Below are 22,558 nucleotides of genomic sequence, written 5' to 3' on the forward strand. Positions count from 1 at the left end.
CACGCACGATCCGGTGCAGATGAAGGGAAATGAAAAAACGAGAGGCAACTCTCGTTTTTTTCTTCATCCCGCCGGACATTGAATCAGCCGAAGACCTGCTGCCACAGCCGGATCACGCAAGCCCGTTCATGTTCCACCCGGATCGCATCGATGTGGGCGCGTTCGGAACCCTGCAGGCGGATCTGGTGCTGCAGCTTGCGGAACAGGCGGTAGGCATTGGCCGCTTCCGCCGCCAGCAGCGCATCAATCAGCCCGAGCTGGCCGGCCAGCTTGAGCAGGGCGATGTTGCCGATGTCGCCGGTCAGCTGCGGGTGGTCGCAGGCATGGCGCAGCACCAGGTATTGCACCATGAACTCGATGTCGATCATGCCGCCTTCATCGTGCTTCAGATCGAACATCATGCTGCGATTGGGATGGGCATCGCGCATGCGGCGGCGCATCGACAGCACTTCCTCTTCCAGTTTGTTCACATCGCGCGGCTGGCGCAGTACACGCTCACGCAGTGCCTCGAAACGCTCGCCGATGGCGGGATCGCCCGCACAGAAGCGCGCCCGGGTCAGGGCCTGATGTTCCCAGATCCATGCCGCATTGAGCTGGTACTTCTCGAAGGAGGAGACCGGTGATACCAGCAATCCGCTGGCGCCATCCGGACGCAGGGCGATGTCGATATCGAACAGGGTGCCGGCCGGGGTGTGGCTGGTCATCCAGGTGATGAAGCGCTGCGCCAGCTTGGCGTACAGGCCCGGGGCCTCCTGGTCCTCGTCGTCGTAGAGGAAGACCACGTCCAGGTCCGAGGCATAGCCCAGCTCCTTGCCGCCCAGCTTGCCGTAGGCGATCACGGCAAAGCGCGGTACCTCGACATGGCGCTGGGTGATGGTCTGCCAGATCGCTTCGAGAGTGACCTGCACCAATACGTCGGCCAGGGCCGAAAGTTCATCGGCCAGCTTTTCCACTGACAGATCCCCTTCCAGATCCTGCGCCAGCAGGCGGAACAGTTCGGCGTGATGCAGCTCGCGCAGGATGTCGAGCTGGCGTTCGGTATCGCCCTCGGCCGTGGCCAGCTGGCGACGGCAGGTGTCGGCGAAGGCATTCCAGTCGGAGGCGGCCTTGAGGTTGCGGTCGTCCAGCAATTCGTCCAGCAGCAGCGGGTGGCGCGTCAGGTAGGTGGCGGCCCAGCCGCTGGCACCGATCATGCGCACCAGGCGCTGCAGGGCGTAGGGATATTCGGTGAGCAGGGCCAGATAGGCGGCACGGCGGGCGATCGCTTCGAGGAAGTCGAGCAGGCGGCCCAGCGCCGGCAACTGGTCGTAATGCAGCGCGGCCAGCAGCGGCAGTCCATTGTTGATGACGGTATTGAGCCGGTTGCGGCTGGCCTCGGGCAGGCTTTGCATGCGCGGCGACTGCCAGGTCAGGTGCAGGCGGCGCGCACCGTTCTCGATGTCCTCCTCGGGGAAGCCGACCAGGCGCAGGGCGTCGGTGAGGCCTTCGAGATTGTCGTTCTCGCTCACCGCCACCGTGGGCCCATCGCTTTCGCCTTCGGATTGCTTGTCGGCGAAGATGGCATCGAACTGCGCGGCCACGATGGCACGCTGGTGTTCCAGCGCCTGCAGCAGTGCGGCGCTGTCGGCGTAGCCCATCATGTTGGCCACCAGCAGCAGGTCGTCGGGATTGACGGGGAGGGTGTGGGTCTGCGCATCTTCCAGGTATTGCAGACGATGCTCCAGGTCGCGCAGGAAGGTGTAGGCGTCCAGCAACTGCTCCACCACGTCAGGAGCCAGCAGTTCCTTGGCCGCCAGCGTGCGCAGGGTGGCGCGGGTGGAGCGGTCGCGCAGCTCGGCATCGCGTCCGCCACGGATCAGCTGGAACACCTGGCTGGTAAATTCGATTTCGCGGATGCCGCCCCGGCCCAGCTTGACGTTGTTGCTGCGGTCGGGGTGGAGGGCTTCCTGGCGCTTGACCTCGGCGCGGATCTGGCCGTGCATGGAGCGCAGCGCATCGATGGAGCCGAAGTCCAGGTAGCGGCGGAAAATGAAAGGCCGGCTGATTGCTTCCAGAGTGGCGATGTCTTCCTCGGTGCCGGTCAGCGCCCGGGCTTTGGTCCAGGCGTAGCGCTCCCATTCGCGGCCCTGGCGTACCAGGTATTCCTCGACCATGTTGAAGCTGGCCACCAGCGGCCCGGAGTTGCCGTTGGGACGCAGCGCCATGTCGACGCGGAAGGTGAAGCCATCTTCAGTGATTTCGGCCAGCGCACCGATCAGCTTCTTGCCCAGGCGGACGAAGAATTCATGGTTGGAGAGCGATTTCTGGCCGGGCCCGGCTTGCGTATCGCCATCTTCCGGGTAGACGAAGATGAGGTCGATATCGGAAGAAACGTTCAGTTCACCCCCGCCCAGCTTGCCCATGCCCAGCACGATCATTTCCTGCGGGCGTCCTGATTCTTCACCCAACGGGGTGCCATGGAGGGCGGTCTGTTCCTGCATCAGGGCCGCCAGGTGGGTCTGCACGGCGAAATCGGCAAAACCGGTCATGGTGGCCACCACTTCGGCCAGGTCGGCGCGGCCATCCAGGTCACGCGTGATGAGGCTGCAGATGATCAGGTTGCGCAGACGCCGCATGGCGGCCGGCAGACTCAGGCCGGCTTCCAGGTCGCGCGCCAGGCGCTGCTGCATGGCCTCGCGGTCCATGGGCTGGCGGGCGGCCTCGGCCACCAGGGCCGGGCGGGCCGGATCAGCCTGGGTCCAGCGGGTGTAGTAGCGGGAAGTGGAGGCGTCGACCAGGGAAGGATGATGAACAGGCATAAGAGACCGCAAAGCTCCGCGACAAGGTGTAAAAGGAAGAAAACCGCTGCTCCCCCGGCTTCAGGCCCGTCCCGCCGATGCCGACAATGCAGGCAAGGCGGAGGCCGGGGCAGGTTCCCCGGCATGCCAGCTGACTGCGGACTGACGATGGACGTAAAAAGGAGCGAATCCGGCGATTCTAGCCTCCCTTTTTAAACTTATCGCCGTTTTTGCCCCTCATAGCCCCTTTGCCAAGATGGCATGGGCTGGTTTTCCATGCGATCATGCTGCCTGCCCGATTCCATTTTTCTGCCGAGCCGCCTTGCAACCTGATGTCCCAAGAACAACATAACGCCGCACCGAAGCCTGGCCGTTGGGCGCTGTGCTGGCGATTTGCACGGGGCAGCTATCGGCGCCTGAACCGGGCTACCCACCATGTCCTGGGTTTCACCCTCAAGCTGCTGCTGGCCGCCTACTTCGTCTTTTGCGCGCTGTTTCTGGTGCTGCGCTATGCGGTGCTGCCCGAGGTGGGCCACTACAAGCCCCGCATTGAAGCCCTGATCTCGCACCAGCTCGGCCGTGCGGTCAGCATCGAGACCATTGATGCTTCCTGGAGCGGATTGCGGCCCCAGCTCTCGCTGACCAATCTCACCGTCCACGACCAGCAGGGCGAAGCCGCCCTGAGCCTGCCGCGCGTATCGACCACGCTGTCCTGGAGCAGCGTCCTGGTGGCGTCGCTGCGTCTGGAAAACCTCAGTATCGAAGGGGCCGACCTGGCCATCCGCCGCGATGCAGCCGGCAAGCTGTATGTGGCGGGGATCCCGGTGCCGGCCGGGGGCGATGGCAGCAACCTGGACTGGCTGCTGTCGCAGCGCGAAATCGTGATCCGTCACAGCAAGCTGCGCTGGGATGACGAATTGCGCCAGGCACCCGAGCTGGTGCTGGAAGACGTCAACCTGGTGCTGCACAACCGCTGGCTGCGCCATCGGCTCTCGCTGCGCGCCATTCCGCCGCAGGACATGGCGGCTCCCCTGGATGTACGGGCCGATTTCAGCCATCCGGCCTTTGCGCGCAGTTCCGACATCGCGCGCTGGAAGGGCTTGCTCTATGCCGATCTGCGCAATACCGAGCTGTCGGTCTGGCGCGCCTGGTTCGATTATCCGATCGCCATCAACAGCGGCCGCGGCTCGGTGCGCGCCTGGCTGACGCTGGATCACGCCAAGGTCGCGAACTTCACCGCCGACCTCGGTCTCACCGATTTCAATGCTCGCCTGTCGCGCCAGCTGGAGCCGCTGTCCTTGAAACGCGTCAATGGACGCATCTCCGCCAGTGAAACCCTGGGCCCCAATGCTGAGGACGGCGTACCGACCTTCGGTGCCAACGGCCATCAGGTGACCCTGACCGATTTTTCCATCGAGACCCCGGACGGCTTCGTGCTGCCGCCGACCTCGATTGCCGAGAGCTATGAACCGGCCACGCCCCTGAAGGCCGAGCGCACCAGCGTCAAGGCCACCTATCTGAACCTGCAGACGCTGTCGCAGCTGGCCACCCGCCTGCCGCTGGCGCCGTCCCAGCGCAAGCTGCTGGACGACCTGGCCCCGCGCGGAGAGCTGCATGATTTCACCGTGCAGTGGCAGGGCACTTATCCCGAGCTGAGTTCCTACCGCGTCAATGGCCGCTTCAAGGGCCTGGGGCTGAAGGGCTTGCCGGCCCATGTCGAGCCGCGCAAGAATGCTGCCCAGCAAGCCCGCGCACAGTGGGCGGCCTTCCCCGGTTTCAGCAACCTCTCCGGCGAGATCGATGCCAGCGAGAAGGGTGGTTCGGTCAAGGTCGATGCGCAGCAACTGGCATTCGAGCTGCCGACTGATCTGTTCCGCGAATCCAGCCTGCCCTTTGACAGCCTCAAGCTGCAGGCGCGCTGGCAATACCTGAAGGACCAGACCCTGCAGGTGGATCTGGACCAGATGCAGTTCGCCCAGCCCGGCGTGGCCGGCAGCCTCAGCGGGCAGCACCTGCTGCCGCTGCAGGGCCGTTCGGCCGGCAGCGTCGACCTGCATGGCGAGCTGACCAGCTTCGATGTGAAGGCGATTCGCCGCTACCTGCCGCAACACATGAGCGAACCGCTGCATCGCTGGCTCACCGAGGGCTTGCTGGCCGGTAATCTGAAGGAGGTGCAGTTCAAGCTCAAGGGGGCGCTGGCCGATTTCCCTTTCCACACCAGCAAGCCGGGCGAGCAGCCCAAGGGCGTATTCCAGCTGGCAGGCGAGTTCGAGGGGCTGAAGCTGAACTACACCCCCGGCCACGTTGGCCGGGATGGCAAGGAGCCCGAGTGGCCGCTGCTGGAGGAGGGCCGGGGGCGCATCAGCGTCGATCGCACGCGGCTGGAGATCAAGGCTGACAGCGCCCGTACCTTGGGCGCGCGGCTGGGACCGGTGACGGCGCGGGTGGCGGATGTCGATTCGCATGATGCCGTGCTGGAAATCGATGGCGTTGCCAATGGCCCCATGCCGGTCTTCCTGCAATACGTCAACCAGAGCCCGGTAGCGCGCTGGACCGGCAACGTCATGGAACACAGCACCGCCACCGGCGAGGCGCGTCTGGACCTGAAGTTCCAGATGCCGCTGCACCATGCCATCGATACCCGCGCACAGGGGGCCTTCAACTTCGCCAACAATGACGTCGACCTGCTGCCGGAACTGCCGCCCATCTATCGCACCAGCGGCAAGGTCGAGTTCAACGAGCGCGGCTTCACGCTCAATGGCGTGCGCGGCCAGTTCCTGGGCGATAACCTGGCCATCAGCGGCGGCACCCAGAAGGATGGCAGCAGCCAGGTACGTCTGGACGGTGCCATCAACATCGAGAACCTGCGCAAGCAATACCCCGAGCCTTCGCTGCAGCGCCTGCTGGCGCGCTTCTCGGGCGGCACCCGCTACAGCGCCACGGTGCTGGTGCGGCAGCATCAGCCGGAAGTCACGGTCGAGTCCAGCCTGGCCGGTCTCGGCGTGGACCTGCCGCTGCCCCTGCGCAAGGGCGTGCAGGACTCACTGCCGATGCGCTTCGACCTGCTGCCGCTGGCCTCGTCCGATCCGCTGATCGAACGCGAGGAAATGCGTGTGTCGCTGGGCTCGAACGTGGCGTCGCGCTATGTGCGCGAGCGCGTCGCCGCCAAGGGCAATGAGTGGCGCGTCACCAGCGGCGGCATCAGCTGGAACCAGCCGGCACCGACTCCGGCCTCCGGTCTGAAGCTGGCTTTGGCCACCGACAGCCTGGATGCCGACGCCTGGCTGGCTCTGAAGAAGGACCTGGCGGGCAAGGACGCGGCGGCCGCCGGCAACGGTGCAGCCGCAGGCAATCGCCTGGGCAACAGCGATGTCACGCAATACCTGGAGCCGGACAGCGTCTCGGCCCGCGTCGGCGAACTGAACCTGATGGGCAAGAAGCTCAACAAGCTGATCCTGGAAGCGGCGCATCGCCGCAATGCCTGGCAGATCAACCTGGAGTCCCAGCAAGCCGCCGGTACCGTGACCTGGGACGAACCCGGCAGTGCAAGCGGGGCCGGCAAGGTCACGGCACGGCTGTCCTCGCTGGTCATTGCCAAGTCCAGCCCGACGGCCGACGCGGCCCAGCCCGCCAGTGCCGACAAGACCGACGACAACCTGCAGATGCCCGCGCTGGACATCCGCGCCGAGCAGTTCGAACTGGGCGGCAAGAAGCTGGGCCGGCTGGAACTCGATGCCAGCAACATCCTGACCTCGGTCGGCCGCGAATGGCGCATCAGCCGCCTGCTGCTGGCCAATCCCGACGCGCAGTTCCGGGCAGCCGGCAACTGGCTCACCTTCGGCAGCAATCACACCTCCAACTTCACCTATGCGCTGGATATCGAGGATGCAGGCAAGCTGCTGGAACGCTTCGGTTATCCCGGCACCATCCGCGGCGGGCGCGGCAAGCTCGACGGCGATCTCAGCTGGAAGGCACCGCCCTATGCGATGGACATGGCAACGCTGGCCGGGCAGGTGCACATGGACGTGCATTCGGGACAGTTCCTGAAGGTGGATCCGGGGGCTGCCAAGCTGCTGGGCGTGCTCAACCTGCAGGCCTTGCCGCGCCGGCTGACGCTGGACTTCCGCGACGTGTTCTCGGAAGGTTTTGCCTTCGACACCGTGGCAGGAACCGCCAGCATCGCCAAGGGCATCGCCAGCACGGACAATCTCAAGATGGCGGGCGTGACGGCCTCGGTGCTGATGAGCGGCTCGGCCGACATCGCCCGCGAGACCCAGGACCTGCATGTGGTGGTGATCCCCGAGATCAACCTGGGTACTGCCTCGGTGGTGGCGATGGCGGTCAATCCGGTGGTGGGGGTGAGCACCTTGCTGGCGCAGCTGTTCCTGCGCAATCCGGTGATGAAGTCGCTCAGCTTCGAATACAAGGTGACAGGTCCCTGGAGCGACCCCATCGTGGTCAAGCAGGGGCAGGTCTCGCCGGTGGATGCAGAACGTGCCCGCGAGGTGCTGCAGAAGGGCAAGGGCGGCAAGGAGGATGGCAAGCCTGACAATGACCTGATGCCGCCCTCTTTGCCGGCTCCGGCGCAGCGGCGCGGCGCACCCGCGCCGGGACCGGCCATCAATTCCGGTGCCTGATCCTGGTTCCGTCCCCGGCCTGGCCTGCGCGGCTGGCGCGGATGGGCGATACTGGCGGCATTCTTTCTTCACTCACCACGCTGGCAAGAGGCAGACATGAGCGATTCCTTCAAGGTGGCGGCGATCCAGATGGTCTCCACCCCCGAGCCATTGCAGAACTTCGATGCGGCCAGCCGCCTGGTGGCGCAGGCAGCGCAGCAGGGCGCGCAACTGGCGCTGCTGCCGGAATACTGGCCCATCATGGGCCTGCACGAGCGCGATAAGCTGGCCCATGCCGAAGCCGATGGCAGCGGTCCCCTGCAGGAATGCATGAGCGCCCTGGCGCGCGAGCACCGGCTGTGGCTGGTGGGCGGCACACTGCCGCTGCAGTCGGCGGTTTCCGGCAAGGTGCTCAATACTTCACTGGTCTATGGACCGGATGGCCAGCGGGTAGCGCGTTACGACAAGATCCACTTGTTCAATTTCGTGCGGGGTGAAGAAAACTACGACGAAGCCCGCACCATCGAATACGGCAGCGAAGTGCGCAGCTTCGAGGCACCCTTCGGGCGGGTCGGCTTGTCGGTGTGCTATGACCTGCGCTTCCCGGAGCTGTATCGCGCCATGGGCGAGTGCGCCCTGATCGTGATGCCTGCCGCCTTCACCTATACCACCGGCCGCGCGCACTGGGAGCTGCTGCTGCGCGCGCGTGCCATCGAAAACCAGTGCTACGTACTGGCCTCGGCGCAGGGCGGGCAGCACGTCAATGGCCGCCGTACCTGGGGCCACAGCATGCTGGTTGATCCCTGGGGCGAGATCGTCTCGGTGCTTCCTGAGGGAGAGGGGCTTGTGATCGGCGACATTGATCCCCATCGTCTACAATACGTTCGAGAAAGCTTGCCGGCGCTACGCCATCGCAAGCTTTGACCTTTTTGCCTTCCGACAAGACGCTATGAAATTATTTGAACCCAACATGGGCGCCCTGCAAGTGGCGCGCGACGTGCTGCTGACTCCCTTCGGCCTGGACGAATCCAAGCTGCTCAAGGCCTTGGGCAGCATGTTCACGCACAAGGTGGACTACGCCGACCTTTACTTCCAGTTCACCAAGAGCGAGGGCTGGAGCCTGGAAGAGGGCATCGTCAAGACCGGCAGCTTTTCCATCGACCAGGGGGTGGGCGTGCGCGCCGTGTCGGGCGACAAGACCGCGTTCTCCTATTCGGACGAGATTTCCGAATCGGCGCTGCTGGATGCCGCCGCCGCCACCCGCACCATCGCCCGCCAGGGCAGCGGCAAGATCAAGGTGGCCGGTGCCATGACCCCGGCCGGCGGCCGCGCGCTGTACCTGCCGCATGATCCGCTGACCTCGCTGGACGCCACGGCCAAGGTGCAACTGCTGGAACGCATCGAACGCATCGCCCGCGCCAAGGATCCGCGCGTCAAGCAGGTCATGGCCAGCCTCTCCGGCGAATACGACGTGGTGCTGGTGGCGCGCGCCGATGGCGTGCTGGCTGCCGATATCCGTCCGCTGGTGCGGGTGTCGGTGACGGTGATCGCCGAACAGAATGGCCGTCGCGAGATGGGCAGCAGCGGTGGCGGCGGACGATATGACTACGGCTATTTCTCCGACACCCTGCTGGAGAAGTATGCTTCCGAAGCGGTGGCCACCGCGCTGGTGAACCTGGATGCGCGCCCGGCCCCGGCCGGTCCCATGACCGTGGTGCTTGGCCCCGGCTGGCCCGGCATCCTGCTGCACGAAGCCATCGGTCATGGCCTGGAAGGCGACTTCAACCGCAAGGGCTCGTCCACTTTCTCCGGCCGCATCGGGGAACGCGTCGCCGCCAAGGGCGTGACCGTGGTCGATGACGGCACCATCGCCGATCGCCGTGGATCGCTCAACATCGACGACGAAGGCAATCCGACCCAGTGCACCACGCTGATCGAAGACGGCATCCTGAAGGGCTACATCCAGGACACCATGAATGCCCGCCTGATGAAGATGGACGTCACCGGCAATGCCCGCCGCGAATCCTTCGCCCACTTGCCCATGCCGCGCATGACCAATACCTACATGCTGGGCGGTGACAAGGATCCGCGCGAGATCCTGGCCTCGGTCAAGAATGGCCTGTATGCCGTCAACTTCGGCGGTGGCCAAGTGGATATCACCAACGGCAAGTTCGTCTTCTCGGCCAGCGAGGCCTACATGATCGAGGATGGCAAGATCACCTATCCGGTCAAGGGCGCGACCTTGATCGGCAATGGCCCGGATGTGCTCAACCGCGTTTCCATGATCGGCAATGACATGCGCCTGGATTCGGGTGTCGGCGTGTGCGGCAAGGAAGGCCAGAGCGTGCCGGTCGGGGTGGGGCAGCCTACCTTGCGTCTGGATGGCGTGACCGTGGGCGGAACTGCCTGATCATTCATCGCTGCATCGTTTCTTGTGAAAACCGCCGGTGTCATTCACCGGCGGTTTTTTCATTTATGCGCCGGGAATATGACTTCCGGTGGCAGGGGAAAACGACGTGGCCAGATCAAATATTCACTTTTTTTGCAGGAAAGCCACAGTTGGCAAGACGATGGGGTGCGGGCAAGGCTTGCGCGAGGCCAGATTTTTTATTGTGTTTTGGCGACGCTTATTGGCTATTTAGGCAATAAATACTCAATAAATATATATATATTGAATGAAATATGCATTTGCAGCGCAGCATATCGATTTCGTCTTGTTGCTTGCCAAAGCCCCTGATTTGTAGCACTATGAACGCCTGCTTCACTTAACCCATGACGCCAGACATGTCTTTCGCCCGCGCTTACTTTTATTTTTACTTTAGCTATTCCAGCCCCACGGCGGTGAAAAGCGGTAAGCGTTCGTAAAAAGACAAAACCGATTTCCTAAAAAACCGCCAGTGATGGCGGTTTTTTTTTGGTCAACATTCCAGCTGAATCATTGCAGTACACCAGGAGAAAAAAATGCCGCGCACTGACGATCTTCGCATCCGAGAAATGAAAGAACTGGTCCCCCCCTCGCATCTCATCCGCGAATTCGCCTGCACCGAAAAGGTCGAGCGCACCACCGCTGAAGCCCGCACTGCGCTGCATCGCATCCTGCACGGCCAGGACGATCGCCTGATGGTCGTCATCGGCCCCTGCTCCATCCACGACACCAAGGCCGCCATGGAATATGCGCGCCGCCTGGTGGTGGAGCGCGAGCGTCACAAGAACGAGCTGGAAATCGTCATGCGCGTCTACTTCGAGAAGCCGCGCACCACGGTGGGCTGGAAGGGTTTGATCAATGACCCGTACATGGACAACAGCTTCCGCATCAACGACGGCTTGCGCGCGGCCCGTGAACTGCTGCTGAACATCAACGACCTGGGCCTGCCGGCTGGTACCGAATTCCTGGACGTGATCAGCCCGCAATACATCGCTGACCTGATCAGCTGGGGTGCCATCGGTGCCCGTACCACCGAGTCGCAGGTGCACCGCGAGCTGGCCTCGGGCCTCTCCTGCCCGGTGGGCTTCAAGAACGGTACCGACGGCAACGTCAAGATCGCCGTGGATGCCATCAAGGCCGCGTCGCAGCCGCACCATTTCCTGTCGGTGACCAAGGGCGGCCACTCGGCCATCGTCTCCACTGCCGGCAACGAGGACTGCCACATCATCCTGCGCGGCGGCAAGCAGCCCAACTATGATGCGCCCAGCGTGGAAGCGGCTTGCCAGGACATCGCCAAGAGCGGCCTGGCAGCGCGCCTGATGATCGACGCGTCGCACGCCAACAGCTCCAAGAAGCCGGAAAACCAGATTCCGGTCTGCGCCGACATCGGCCGTCAGGTGGCCGCGGGCGACACCCGCATCGTCGGCGTGATGGTGGAATCCCACCTGGTCGCCGGCCGCCAGGATCTGGTGCCGGGCAAGGAACTGACCTATGGCCAGTCCGTCACCGATGGCTGCATCAACTGGGAAGAAAGCCTGCAAGTGCTGCAGGGCCTGGCGGATTCGGTCAAGCAGCGCCGTTTGGTGGGGGATGAGCGGGACGCGGCTTGAGGGGTGTTGTTGAAGAGAGATTGATGCGCCGGTGATTGCTGGCGTGAGGTAGTGAACAAAGCCTTGGTGGGAGCCAGGGCTTTGTTGTTTTCGGCCCGGCATCCTTTGTTCATGACCCTATCCGATCAATTGCCGACAACATAGCGGGCGAGATACAGCAACGCGGTCATCAATATGAGCGTCGGAAGCCTGCCAATTATCTTTTGTGTCGAAATTATTGCGGGTGCTGATGAGTGTAGAGAAACCACGTTAATGTCAGCATGAGGAAAGCCGATGCAAGCGACAAGCAAATCAAGAGACTGGATGCATGAGGTTTTCCAACGGTGACCGGCAGACTGACTCCCCAAAGAAGTGGCATCGCGGCATAGATTGCAAGTGAAATCCCACGTAGTACGCCAGGGCATGATTCGATACAGACATTGGTGTAGGCTAGGATTTCAAATAGCGAAGGGATCAAGTCGAAAAAGTATCCGATCAGAAGTCCGACGCAGAACAGCATAGTCTTTTTCACAATCACTTCACCTCAAAGAAGAGTATGAGCCTTGACTCTCTGAGGTCAGAGTAAAGGTGAGGCCAAGGCCGATGGATGCCCAGTGTGAATCGTGCGAATGTTTCACATTCTCTGTAATGTCAGCCGAACCAGTCGGCCGTTCTTGAAGATAGCCTGCTCTCCATGACGTCAGTCAGCGACCGATGACGTAGCTTGCGATATAGAACAAGCCAGTCATCGACATTAGAGCCAGAAGCCTGACCAACCTTCTAGATATCGAAATACAAGCACGCGCGCTGAACCATCCAGTCACCGCGAAAATAAGTGATGGTGCAAGCAAATAAGTGATCAACAGCGCTGATATCCACCATGGAACCGAGCATAGGTCTATTTCGTGGCAGCTACCCGAGGCAGGTGGCGACAGATTGAACTTCATATATTCAGGCAAGTGGCTACCCGCGAATAGCGCCGCCCACGTTGTCAGAAGTCCAGCGATGAAGAAAGTTAATGACAAGCCAAGACGTTTCATTGGACTTCCCAGAACAGGATTAGTCTTGCCTTGCTCAGATCCGAATAGCCATAGGAGGTGCCGGGGATATGAGCGCTTGAAATGCCAATTCCGCGACCAAGCATGGCGAGGAAGCTCTCCGTCCCAGCAATTGTCATCCGCTTCCCGTTCCACAGATCAATATGTCCGCCGCTTGCATTGCTGGTACTTTGCCCTTCATGCGTCCAATACGCGTGAAACATGATGATCCCCGTACGCCCTTTCACCTTCGATTCCCAATCTTTTCCTGTGACGTCTTCGGGTTGCTTGGGCAAACCGCAGAACGGCTGCAACTTGAGCCATTCGGCAAGTTCATAAGCCCGCACTGCTGCCGGCTTGCCATCCATCATGACACGCCCCAACGCTTTGGCACCTGGCATCGGCTTAACTGTCTTCTGAGAGAAGGAACGCATTTGAATGCCCACTTTGTGAAATGTGGCACTGACGCGCAAGGCGCACTGGTTGTCGTAGTCCCCTTTATCGTCAGGCCCCGGCTTGAAGGGAGCGCCACTCACGTAGTTGTCCCACAGGTCGGAGAACTTAACGGCAGGAACATCAATTTTGCACACTGAGTCCTTGATGGTGTTCGTCCGCACCTTGGCTTGTTGCACCAGTATCTTGCTCATGTTTGTGCCCCTTCCATCTTGATGAGAGCCTCGTCTCCCCAATAAACGACGTATTCATCTTCCCCATAGGTATCAATGCGCGGTAGCTGGCCGTCGGGCTCGGCCCGGCCAGAGAATGTACGCCCGTCCATCGTCTGGACGGTCCAGGGTACGCCTTCAATGGCCTGCGCAATAAGCTGGGGTTGTTCATCGTAGGGAGCTTCGTATTGCTCCGGCTCTTTGATAGGCATCCAAACGCCCTCAGCGTTGAGAAAGTGCTTTTCGGCGACAGCTTCACCGCCTGCATTGCCTACCCCGTCGATATCGTTGAGCGTAGAGTGCAACGGGCATCCAGCACTGGTCTTCATCCCATGAATCACCTGAGCCCGTCCATTGGTGAGCGTAGAGCGCGGAAAACCATCAGCAATGATGCAGTCCTTTCGGCAAGCCACCCGAGCCCCCTGAAAGGCATAAGCCCGCCCATGGCTGCGGCAAGTCTGGTCACCCTCAATTACCGTCCCGCCGCAGGCAGCTTTATCGCCATAGCGAATCCAGCCGATGATCTTCATGCGGCGTCCCCCATCGGCGCCTGGTAGCCAGCTTGCAGCAGCCCCGGTATGCCGGCATCGTCGGCGTATTCCCGAATTTGTGCCGCGCTTTGCAGACTGCTGGTGATCGTGTCCCCATTGTCGGTCGTGCTGCCGACCATGGCCATCGGATGGCCTTTGCAGGTTAGAGCTGCGCCGGCACCTGAGATGATCCTGCTCTCCGTCCCGTCCTGATATCGCACGATGTCACCGACGCAGGCGATGCGGTGTCCCTTGATGTGCATGCTGCTGCTTGCCGTAGCGACTTCCCCGCCAAGCCGCGTGGCCGAACCCAGCGTCGCCAGCGCGTGGCTGCCCTTGATGGGTCGTTTGTCGATGCCGGCAAGAAAATCGTTCGCCAGGCGTTGTCCGTCAAATTCCTTGTGTTCCATCTTTGCTCCTTCCGTCAGTTGGCCGCTTGCCCAAACAGCCCATCAGCGCTCACTTCAAGAGACGCCGATATTTTTGGGTGGAAGGAGTGTAGATTTGGCAGCGCGGAAACCCGCTTGCCCTCAAGCAACCAGCTGCGTTTACTCGAATACCATCGAGCTGGCGCCAAAAACAAACGCCGGCAAAAGCCGGCGTTGTCGGTACTGCAAAGGCAATTGCCCAGATCAGTCGCGGAAGTTGTTGAACTCCAGCGGAATCTCCTTGATCTCCTTGCGCAGCAGCGCCATGGCCGCCTGCAGGTCGTCGCGCTTGGCGCCGGTGATGCGCACGGCGTCGCCCTGGATGCTGGCTTGCACCTTCATCTTGCTGTCCTTGATGACGCGCACGATCTTCTTGGCATCGTCGCTTTCGATGCCGTTCTTCACCTTGATGACCTGCTTGACCTTGTCGCCGCCGATCTTCTCGATCTTGCCTTCGTCCAGGAAACGCACGTCGACGTTGCGCTTGGTCATCTTGTTGGTCAGCACGTCGCGCACCTGGCTGAGCTGGAAGTCCGAGTCGGCAAAGGCGGTCAGTTCACGTTCCTTCTGTTCGACGCGGGCATCAGTGCCCTTGAAGTCGAAACGGGTGGAGATTTCCTTGTTGGCCTGGTCCACGGCGTTCTTGACTTCCACCAGGTTGGCTTCGCAGACGGTATCGAATGAGGGCATGGCTTGTTCCTTATGTTCTTGCAGCCGGCGAAGGCCGGCGTCTGAGCCGTGATTTTAACGGAGTGAGGCGCCCGCCGCCATCGCCCGGCCACTGACAGCGGATTTGCTCCCGCGCGGGCGATATAATCCCACCCCTATGAGCACTTCTTCACTTCCCGTCCGCCACGACGTTTCCCTGCGCGCCCTCAATACCTTCGGCATCGAGGCCAGTGCCCATGCCTACCTGCCTGTAGAGGGCATCGAGCAACTGCGCACCCTGCGCCAGGACGCCGGCCTCATGGCCTTGCCCCGGCTGGTCCTGGGCGGCGGCAGCAACCTGCTCCTGACGCAAGACTTCAGCGGATTGGTGCTGCATATGCAGAACCAGGGCATAGACATCGCCGGCGAGGACGACAACTTCATCTACGTGCGCGCCGCCGCCGGGGAGAACTGGCACGCTTTCGTCCAGTGGACGCTGCAACAGGACCTGGGCGGGCTGGAGAATCTTTCACTCATCCCCGGCAGCGTCGGTGCCGCGCCCATCCAGAACATCGGTGCCTACGGCATCGAGATCAAGGACCGCTTCCACAGCCTGCTAGCCTTCGACCTGATCAGCGGCGAGCTGCTGACGCTGGACCTCCAGGCCTGCCGCTTCGGCTACCGCGACAGCGTCTTCAAGCATGCGCTGCGCGATCGCGCCGTGGTGCTGGAGGTGACATTCGCCCTCCCTAAGCGCTGGAAAGCCAACGCCAACTACGCCGACGTGGCCCAGGCCCTGCAGGAGCGCGGCATCACCGAACCCGGTCCGCGCGACATCGCCGAGGCCGTCATCGCCATCCGCACCCGCAAATTGCCCGATCCCGCCCGGATCGGCAACGCTGGCAGCTTCTTCAAGAACCCCATCGTGCCGGCCCGCCTGCGCGATACCCTGCTGGCGCAATACAGCAACCTGATCAGCTATCGCGTCGATGACGATCACTACAAGCTGGCCGCCGGCTGGCTGATCGACCGCTGCGGCTGGAAGGGCAAGACCATGGGGCGTGCGGGCGTGTATGAACAACAGGCCCTGGTGCTGGTCAACCGGGGCGGTGCCACCGGGGCGGAAGTCGCCAGGCTGGCCAAGGCGATCCAGGATGATGTGAAGGAAAAGTTCGGCGTCCAGCTGGAGCCGGAACCGGTCTTCATCTGAGCGCACTCCTGTGTTAAGACGTAAAAAAGCCGTCCGGTATCGCTACCGGACGGCTTTTTATTCAGACGCCGAGAAGATCAGCCGAAGTGGCAGACGTAATCCAGGGTTTCGGTCACTTCGATGTCGAAGCTGGAGTTGCCGGGCACGCTGAAGGTGGTGCCTGCGGCGTAGGTGTTCCAGGCTTCTTCACCCTTCAGGCGCACGCGGCAGCTGCCGCCGTTGATTTCCATGATTTCCGGTGCGCCGGTGCTGAAGTTCAGCGTCGAGGGCAGGATCACGCCCAGGGTCTTCTTGGTCCCATCGGCCAGCAGCACGGTGTGCGAGACACACTTGCCGTCGAAGTAGACATTGCCCTTTTTCAGGACGGTGACGTTGTCGAATTGAGTGCTCATCGAATCGCTTCCATTAAACGGTAAAGGTGAATCCAGCAGGAATTACTTTTCGTTCTTGCCCAGCAGCGGCAGCGACACGGCAGTGCTGGAATCCAGCAGGCCGGTGTTCTGGTAGATCGACAGCTTCTGGCGGGTGTCGGCGATGTCCAGGTTGCGCATGGTCAGTTGGCCGATGCGGTCGATGGCGGAGAAGCTGCCTTCGCCCTTTTCCATGGTCAGGCGTTCCGGGTGGTAGGTCAGGTTGGGCGACTCGGTGTTGAGGATCGAGTAGTCATTGCCGCGACGCAGTTCCACCGTCACTTCGCCGGTGATGGCGCGTGCCACCCAGCGCTGGGCGGTTTCGCGCAGCATGATGGCCTGCGAATCGAACCAGCGGCCCTGATACAGCAGGCGGCCCAGCTTGCGGCCGTTGTCGCGGTACTGTTCGATGGTGTCTTCGTTGTGGATGCCGGTGACCAGGCGCTCGTAGGCGATGAACAGCAGGGCCAGGCCCGGGGCTTCGTAGATGCCGCGGCTCTTGGCTTCGATGATGCGGTTCTCGATCTGGTCGCTCATGCCCAGGCCATGGCGGCCACCGATGCGGTTGGCTTCCAGGATCAGCTCGGTCATGCTGGCGAAGGTCTTGCCGTTGAGCGCCACCGGACGGCCTTCTTCGAAGCGCACGGTAACGGTCTCGGCCTTCACTTCCACGTCATCGCGCCAGAACGCCACGCCCATGATGGGCTGCACGATCTTGATGCCGCTGTTGAGGAATTCCAGGTCCTTGGCTTCGTGGGTCGCGCCCAGCATGTTGGAGTCGGTCGAGTAGGCCTTTTCCACCGACATCTTGTAGTCGAAGCCGGACTTGATCATGAACTCGGACATTTCCTTGCGGCCGCCCAGTTCGTCGATGAAGGTGCTGTCCAGCCAGGGCTTGTAGATCTTCAGGTTGGGGTTCACCAGCAGGCCATAGCGATAGAAACGCTCGATGTCGTTGCCCTTGTAGGTGCTGCCGTCGCCCCAGATGTCGACGTTGTCTTCACGCATGGCCGACACCAGCATGGTGCCGGTCACGGCGCGGCCCAGCGGGGTGGTGTTGAAATAGGTGATGCCGGCGGTGGAGATGTGGAACGCGCCGCTTTGCAGGGCAGCGATGCCTTCGTTGGCCAGCTGTTCGCGGCAGTCGATCAGGCGCGCCAGTTCGGCACCGTATTGCATGGCCTTCTTGGGGATGGCGTCATAGTCCGGCTCATCCGGCTGGCCCAGGTTGGCGGTGTAGGCGTAGGGGACGGCGCCCTTCTGGCGCATCCAGGTCAGCGCGGCGCTGGTATCGAGGCCGCCGGAGAAGGCGATGCCGACTTTTTGATTGACCGGGACGGATTGCAGGATGTTGGACATGATCTTGACGTTGCGATGAAGTGAAGTGTTGAGCGTGATTCTTGTGCTGGGGAATGGGCAGCAGGCGGCTTAATCGAAGCGGCCGTGCACCAGGTATTCGAGCAGGGCCTTCTGCACGTGCAGGCGGTTTTCCGCCTCGTCCCAGACCACCGATTGCGGGCCGTCGATCACTTCGGCGGCCACTTCCTCGCCACGGTGCGCGGGCAGGCAGTGCATGAAGAGCGCATCCTTCTTGGCGCGCGACATCTTGGCCTGGTCCACGATCCAGCCATCGAAGGCCTTCAGGCGGGCATTGTTCTCGGCTTCGAAGCCCATGCTGGTCCACACGTCGGTGGTGACCAGGTCGGCATCCTGGCAAGCATCGGCCGGATCGGCGAAGAAGGTGTAATTCTGGTTGCCGGGCGAAACCTGGGCCGGATCGATGTCATAGCCCTTGGGGGTGGAGACGTTGACGTGGAAGCCAAACACCTCGGCAGCCTGCAGCCACGAATAGAGCATGTTGTTGGCGTCGCCGACCCAGGCCACGATCTTGCCCTGGATGCTGCCGCGATGCTCGATGTAGGTGAACACATCGGCCAGCACCTGGCAGGGATGCTGCTCGTTGGTCAGGCCGTTGATCACCGGCACGCGCGAATGCCTGGCAAAGCGTTCAATGATTTCCTGGCCGTAGGTGCGGATCATGATGACGTCGCACATGCGCGACATCACCTGGGCCGCATCTTCCACCGGTTCGCCACGGCCAAGCTGGCTGTCGCGGGTGTTGAGGTAGATCGCTGCGCCGCCCATCTGGTGCATGCCGGCTTCGAAGGAGAGGCGGGTGCGGGTCGAGTTCTTTTCGAACACCATCACCAGGGTACGATCGGCCAGCGTGTGATGGGGCTCGTAATTCTTGAACTTACGTTTGATCACACGGGAACGTTCGATCACGTACTCGTATTCATCAAGCGTAAAGTCGGAAAACTGAAGGTAGTGTTTGATTGCCATAAATAAAAACGGCGGCCAGTGTGGCGCCTGCCGCCGATAGTCGTTAACTCCTTAGATTATAAGGGATTCGGCTTAAAAAGATACCCGCAGTACTTGCTGCAAAGAAACCCCCGGGGTTTCGCGAATTCGGGTCAAAGATGAAGTCCCGCGCACGGCATCGGGGATGCGCTTCGAATTCCTTCGATGCACGTGAAGAAATTTTTCGAAATCCGTATCCAGCTTTTTCGAGGAATGCTCACTAAGTGCGACAAAGAGCCTGATCTCACGCCGCAAATGAGAATTATTGCTATTCAGATGGCTAGAATCCGCAGCTTTCCCTTGCCTGAAAGGAACAGCTGCCATGTCGCACGATTCTTCTTGTCCGCACCCCTTACGGGGTTTGCACCGGTCTTTTTCTTCATCACGTTCCTCGCCGCCCAAGCTGCGCGCCTTGCCGGCGGCGTTGGTGGCGGCCTTGTTCGCGTTTCCTGTTTCCGCTGCTGCCGCCGAGGCCACGGCCGAGCGCGAGGAGAGCGATGCTGCGCGCTTGCCTGCCGTCGAGGTCCGCAGCCAGCGCAATCTGCATGATCCCCGTCCCGGCCCCTTGGGCAGCGCCACCCGCACCGCCACTGATGTGCGCGAGGTGCCGCTGACGGTGCAGGCGGTCGATGCCGCGCAGGTCAGGGCTTATGGCGGGCGCGGGCTGGCGGCGGCGTTGGCCGGGGTGCCAGGCGTCTCCAATGTCTCCGATACGCGTTTCGATGCGTTCCGGTTGCGCGGTTTTTCCAATGCCGGCGATACCCTGCTCGACGGCATGCGCGATGATGCGCAATACGTGCGCAGCCTGGGCAACATTGATCGCATCGAGATCCTCAAGGGCCCGGCCGCCGTGCTCTACGGACGCGGCAGCGGCGGCGGCGTGATCAATCGCATCAGCAAGCAGCCGGAACGTGAAGCCTTCGGTCAGGCCACCGCCATCTGGGGCAGCCGTGGCCAGCAGGGCGGGGCGGTGGACTGGAATCGTCCGCTGGGCGAGCAATGGGGGCTGCGCATCAACGCCGGGCGTGAACACGAAGCCCACTTCCGCCACGACGTCCGCGGCACGCGCCAGTACTTCGCCCCGGCCCTGAAGTGGGAGTCCGGCCGCGACAGCTGGCTGCTGCAGGCGGACTACGATGAATTCGAACGGGTTCCGGATCGCGGCGTACCGGGCCGGGTCACGGCGTTGACGGGCAACGATACGGTTGCAGCCCTTGCCTTGCCGGTGGCGTCGGACCGCGCCTTCTTCGGTGCGGCCGGGCGCGACTTCATCCGCGATACCAGTCTCAGCCTGCGTTCCACCCTCACAAGGTCCATTGCGCCGGACTGGAGCGTGCGGCAGATGGTGAGCGTGTTTGATCTCAACAGCGACTTCGACAATACCTTCGTTACCCAAGGCTACGTCAGCGCCGGCCGCAACCTGGGCAGCGTGCAGCGCAGTCGCTTTCAACAGAACCTGCAGCAGCGCAATGTGCAAGCCAACCTCGAATTGCTCGGCACGCTCAAGAGCGGCCTCTTGCAGCACGAGCTGCTGGCCGGTGCCGAATACGGCTGGCAGAAGCGCGAGCCGCGCTTGTGGATGGCCACTGCGCTGCCCGTCTCGCTGACCGATCCCGAGGTGCGCAACGCCACGCCCCAGCCGCAGCCCTGGCAGATGAACTACCACCGGGTCGATTCCGTGGGCTTGTATGCACAAGACCAGATCGCCATCGGGGCGCAATGGAAAGTCCTGGCCGGGGTGCGCTGGGATCACTTCGAGGTCGATTCCCGCAGCCGCCTGCGCGACATTCGCATCGAGCGTTCCAGCAACGCCGTGAGCCCGCGTGTGGGCGCGGTATGGGAAGCCCTGCCGGCGCATCACTTCTATGGATCGTGGAGCAAGAGCTATGCGCCGGTGGGCGGCGACGTGATCGGCTTGTCACCGGGGGCGAAGGGCAATGGCAATGACCTGGGACCCCAATTCAGCCGCCAGCTGGAAGCCGGGGTCAAGAGCGACTGGTTCGGGCGCAGGATCAGCACGACGCTGGCCTGGTTCGAACTGGAACTCTACAACCGCACCGTGGCCGACCCGGTGCAGCCGGGCGTGTTCACCCAGAGCGGACTGGAGCGCAATCGCGGCATCGAATTGAGCGTGGCGGGGGAAGTGGCGCGCCACTGGTTCGTGCGCGGCGGCTGGACCCAGCAGAATTCAAGGGTGGTGCGGGCTGAGGCGCAGTATGCGGGCAAGCGAGCGTCCGGGGTCTCGGCGCGCAATGGCAGCTTGTTCGTGTCCTATGCGCCGCCCCTGGGATGGTTTGGCGAGGCGGGCGTGGTGGTGGAGGGCGCGCGCTTTGCCGATCGCGAGAACCTGCTGGAGTTGCCCGGCTACGTGCGCTGGGATGCTCTGCTGGGCTACCGGATGGAGCGCACCGAATACACGCTGGCGGCCACCAATCTGGCCAACCGGCGCTATTACGTCAGCGCCACCGGGGCCACCCAGATCGTGCCGGGGGCGCCGCGTGCGGTGGTGTTGACGGCTGCCTACAAGTTCTGAAGAGGGACAAGTCAGTACAAGGTCTGTGAAGATTCATGCACCAGCTGCGCATACAGCTGGTGGCGCATCCCCGCAATCTCGCCGGCCTGCACTGCCTCCAGCACCGCACAGCCCGGCTCGTTGAGATGGTGGCAGTTGTAGAAGCGGCACTTGCCCAGATAGGGGGTGAAGTCGCGGAAGGCGCGTTCCAGCATGCCTTCGGAGAGCTGATACAGGCCGAACTCCTGGAAGCCCGGCGAATCGATGATGCTGGCCTCCTGCTCCATCTGGTACAGCCGGGTGAAGGTCGTAGTGTGCTTGCCGGTATCGAGGGCGGCCGAGATTTCGCGGGTGGCGATATCGGCGTCCGGGACGATCAGATTGATGATGGAGGACTTGCCCATGCCCGACTGGCCGATCAGGATGGTGCTCTTGCCGGCCAACAGCGGCATGAAGGCCGCGCGCGTCTCTTCCGGCTGGGCCTTGGCCGAGACCTCGTGCACCGGATAACCCAGGCGCGCATACACCTGCAGGCGTTCACGCGTCTTGGGCAGGGCTTCGGTGATGTCGGTCTTGTTCAGGATCAGGTGCGCGGAGACACCGGCCGACTCGGCCGCCACCAGCGAGCGCGAGACCAGGTCATCCGAAAAGCTCGGTTCGGTCGCCACCACGATGAAGAGTTGATCCACATTGGCCGCCAGCAGCTTGGACCTGTACTGGTCCGAGCGATAGAGCAGGGTGCGGCGTTCGTCGATGCTTTCCACCACGCCCTGGTCGGCCGAGGTGCGGGCCAGGCGGATGTGGTCGCCGACCGCCACATCGCTCTTCTTGCCACGGGTGACGCAATTCAGTTTCTGTTCAGCGGCCTGCACCAGATAGTGACGGCCGTGGGCGGCAATGACCAGCCCCTGTTCCAGCTCAGCCTTGTTCGTCGCTGATCCTGCCCTGGCGCTGCGTGCGCCTTGCTTGCGGACTCCCATCAGGCCGGGGCGCGCTGGGCGAAAATGGCGTCGACCTTGGCCGCGCAGATGAAGTCATTGGCCGACAAACCACCACGGCCTTCGTTGACGCTGTGGGTGTCGAACTTCACGTTGCAGCGGTTGTAGGTGACGGTCAGTTCCGGGTGATGGTCTTCGGCGTGGATGATCCACGCGATCGCGTTGACGAAGGCCAGGGTCTCGTAATAGTTGCCGAAGGCGAAAGTTCGCGCCAGCTTGCCGCCGTCGATCTTCCAGTCGGGCAGGGCGGCCAGGTGGGCGGCGATGGCGGCGTCGTCCAGCGCAGCGATGGGCTGGACGCTGCGGGAGGCGGCGAGGGTGCTTGCGGTGATGCTCATGGGGTTCTCCTGCG

General features: G+C 62.3%; 17 protein-coding genes. 6 read left to right on the forward strand and 11 right to left on the reverse strand.

Annotated features, from left to right (window positions below; translation table 11 throughout):
• Nucleotides 1-83: 83 nt before the first annotated feature.
• Nucleotides 84-2,798: a bifunctional [glutamate--ammonia ligase]-adenylyl-L-tyrosine phosphorylase/[glutamate--ammonia-ligase] adenylyltransferase gene (gene glnE / locus JOD78_RS14985; protein ID WP_121038295.1), complete on the reverse strand. Its 2,715-nt coding sequence runs from the start codon at nt 2,796-2,798 to the stop codon at nt 84-86.
• Nucleotides 2,799-3,109: 311 nt separating this feature from the next.
• Here glnE and JOD78_RS14990 point away from each other — a divergent pair, with 311 nt between their 5' ends.
• The 4 genes from JOD78_RS14990 (at nt 3,110) to aroG (ending at nt 11,428) form a co-directional block, all read left to right on the forward strand.
• On the forward strand, nt 3,110-7,414 hold the full coding sequence (locus JOD78_RS14990; RefSeq protein ID WP_209568589.1) for a YhdP family protein: 4,305 nt from the start codon (nt 3,110-3,112) through the stop codon (nt 7,412-7,414).
• A gap of 96 nt (nt 7,415-7,510) precedes the next feature.
• Nucleotides 7,511-8,317, forward strand: coding sequence for a carbon-nitrogen hydrolase family protein (locus JOD78_RS14995; RefSeq protein ID WP_209568587.1), 807 nt, complete (start codon nt 7,511-7,513; stop codon nt 8,315-8,317).
• Nucleotides 8,318-8,342: 25 nt separating this feature from the next.
• Complete coding sequence (tldD, locus tag JOD78_RS15000; protein WP_209568585.1) at nt 8,343-9,803, forward strand: metalloprotease TldD; 1,461 nt, start codon at nt 8,343-8,345, stop codon at nt 9,801-9,803.
• 551 nt (nt 9,804-10,354) lie between these two features.
• Nucleotides 10,355-11,428, forward strand: coding sequence for a 3-deoxy-7-phosphoheptulonate synthase AroG (gene aroG, locus JOD78_RS15005; RefSeq protein WP_121038307.1), 1,074 nt, complete (start codon nt 10,355-10,357; stop codon nt 11,426-11,428).
• A gap of 1,015 nt (nt 11,429-12,443) precedes the next feature.
• Here the strand turns inward: aroG and JOD78_RS15010 are convergent.
• The 4 genes from JOD78_RS15010 to JOD78_RS15025 all read right to left on the reverse strand — a co-directional run bounded on the left by JOD78_RS15010 (nt 12,444) and on the right by JOD78_RS15025 (nt 14,757).
• The gene (locus JOD78_RS15010; protein ID WP_121038309.1) at nt 12,444-13,091 is read right to left on the reverse strand and encodes a type VI secretion system amidase effector protein Tae4; all 648 of its coding nucleotides are present in this window, start codon (nt 13,089-13,091) and stop codon (nt 12,444-12,446) included.
• Nucleotides 13,088-13,639: a PAAR domain-containing protein gene (locus JOD78_RS15015; protein ID WP_121038312.1), complete on the reverse strand. Its 552-nt coding sequence runs from the start codon at nt 13,637-13,639 to the stop codon at nt 13,088-13,090. Before JOD78_RS15015 ends, JOD78_RS15010 begins: the two co-directional genes overlap by 4 nt.
• Nucleotides 13,636-14,049 carry a PAAR domain-containing protein gene (locus JOD78_RS15020; RefSeq protein WP_121038315.1) on the reverse strand — a complete coding sequence of 138 codons (414 nt, stop codon included), beginning with the start codon at nt 14,047-14,049 and terminating at the stop codon, nt 13,636-13,638. Before JOD78_RS15020 ends, JOD78_RS15015 begins: the two co-directional genes overlap by 4 nt.
• A 222-nt stretch (nt 14,050-14,271) precedes the next feature.
• Nucleotides 14,272-14,757 (reverse strand): YajQ family cyclic di-GMP-binding protein, encoded by a 486-nt coding sequence (locus JOD78_RS15025; RefSeq protein ID WP_034333613.1) that lies wholly within the window; start codon nt 14,755-14,757, stop codon nt 14,272-14,274.
• 136 nt (nt 14,758-14,893) lie between these two features.
• Here JOD78_RS15025 and murB point away from each other — a divergent pair, with 136 nt between their 5' ends.
• Nucleotides 14,894-15,925 (forward strand): UDP-N-acetylmuramate dehydrogenase, encoded by a 1,032-nt coding sequence (murB, locus tag JOD78_RS15030; RefSeq protein ID WP_209568583.1) that lies wholly within the window; start codon nt 14,894-14,896, stop codon nt 15,923-15,925.
• A gap of 77 nt (nt 15,926-16,002) precedes the next feature.
• Here the strand turns inward: murB and JOD78_RS15035 are convergent, their stop codons facing one another.
• The 4 genes from JOD78_RS15035 to JOD78_RS28015 all read right to left on the reverse strand — a co-directional run bounded on the left by JOD78_RS15035 (nt 16,003) and on the right by JOD78_RS28015 (nt 19,173).
• Nucleotides 16,003-16,317 carry a pyrimidine/purine nucleoside phosphorylase gene (locus JOD78_RS15035; protein ID WP_034333616.1) on the reverse strand — a complete coding sequence of 105 codons (315 nt, stop codon included), beginning with the start codon at nt 16,315-16,317 and terminating at the stop codon, nt 16,003-16,005.
• A gap of 42 nt (nt 16,318-16,359) precedes the next feature.
• Entirely contained in the window at nt 16,360-17,694 is a 1,335-nt protein-coding gene (argG, locus tag JOD78_RS15040) for an argininosuccinate synthase (RefSeq protein WP_209568581.1), read from the reverse strand.
• A 69-nt stretch (nt 17,695-17,763) separates the two neighbouring features.
• Complete coding sequence (gene argF, locus JOD78_RS15045) at nt 17,764-18,678, reverse strand: ornithine carbamoyltransferase (RefSeq protein WP_121038324.1); 915 nt, start codon at nt 18,676-18,678, stop codon at nt 17,764-17,766.
• 72 nt (nt 18,679-18,750) lie between these two features.
• Nucleotides 18,751-19,173 (reverse strand): hypothetical protein, encoded by a 423-nt coding sequence (locus JOD78_RS28015; protein WP_245202147.1) that lies wholly within the window; start codon nt 19,171-19,173, stop codon nt 18,751-18,753.
• Between JOD78_RS28015 and JOD78_RS15050 the strand changes: the two genes are divergently transcribed.
• Entirely contained in the window at nt 19,124-21,229 is a 2,106-nt protein-coding gene (locus tag JOD78_RS15050; RefSeq protein WP_348534271.1) for a TonB-dependent siderophore receptor, read from the forward strand. The two genes, JOD78_RS28015 and JOD78_RS15050, sit on opposite strands and share 50 nt — an antisense overlap.
• 11 nt (nt 21,230-21,240) lie before the next feature.
• On the opposite strand, the gene rsgA is transcribed toward JOD78_RS15050, so the two are convergent.
• Complete coding sequence (gene rsgA, locus JOD78_RS15055) at nt 21,241-22,188, reverse strand: ribosome small subunit-dependent GTPase A (RefSeq protein ID WP_245202149.1); 948 nt, start codon at nt 22,186-22,188, stop codon at nt 21,241-21,243.
• Nucleotides 22,188-22,544, reverse strand: a complete 357-nt coding sequence (locus JOD78_RS15060; RefSeq protein WP_209568577.1) for a 4a-hydroxytetrahydrobiopterin dehydratase — start codon at nt 22,542-22,544, stop codon at nt 22,188-22,190. The genes rsgA and JOD78_RS15060 overlap by 1 nt, the downstream gene beginning before the upstream one ends.
• Nucleotides 22,545-22,558 lie beyond the last annotated feature (14 nt).

Origin of the sequence: Herbaspirillum sp. 1130, from assembly GCF_017833835.1 — a bacterium.
Lineage (GTDB): Bacteria > Pseudomonadota > Gammaproteobacteria > Burkholderiales > Burkholderiaceae_D > Herbaspirillum > Herbaspirillum huttiense.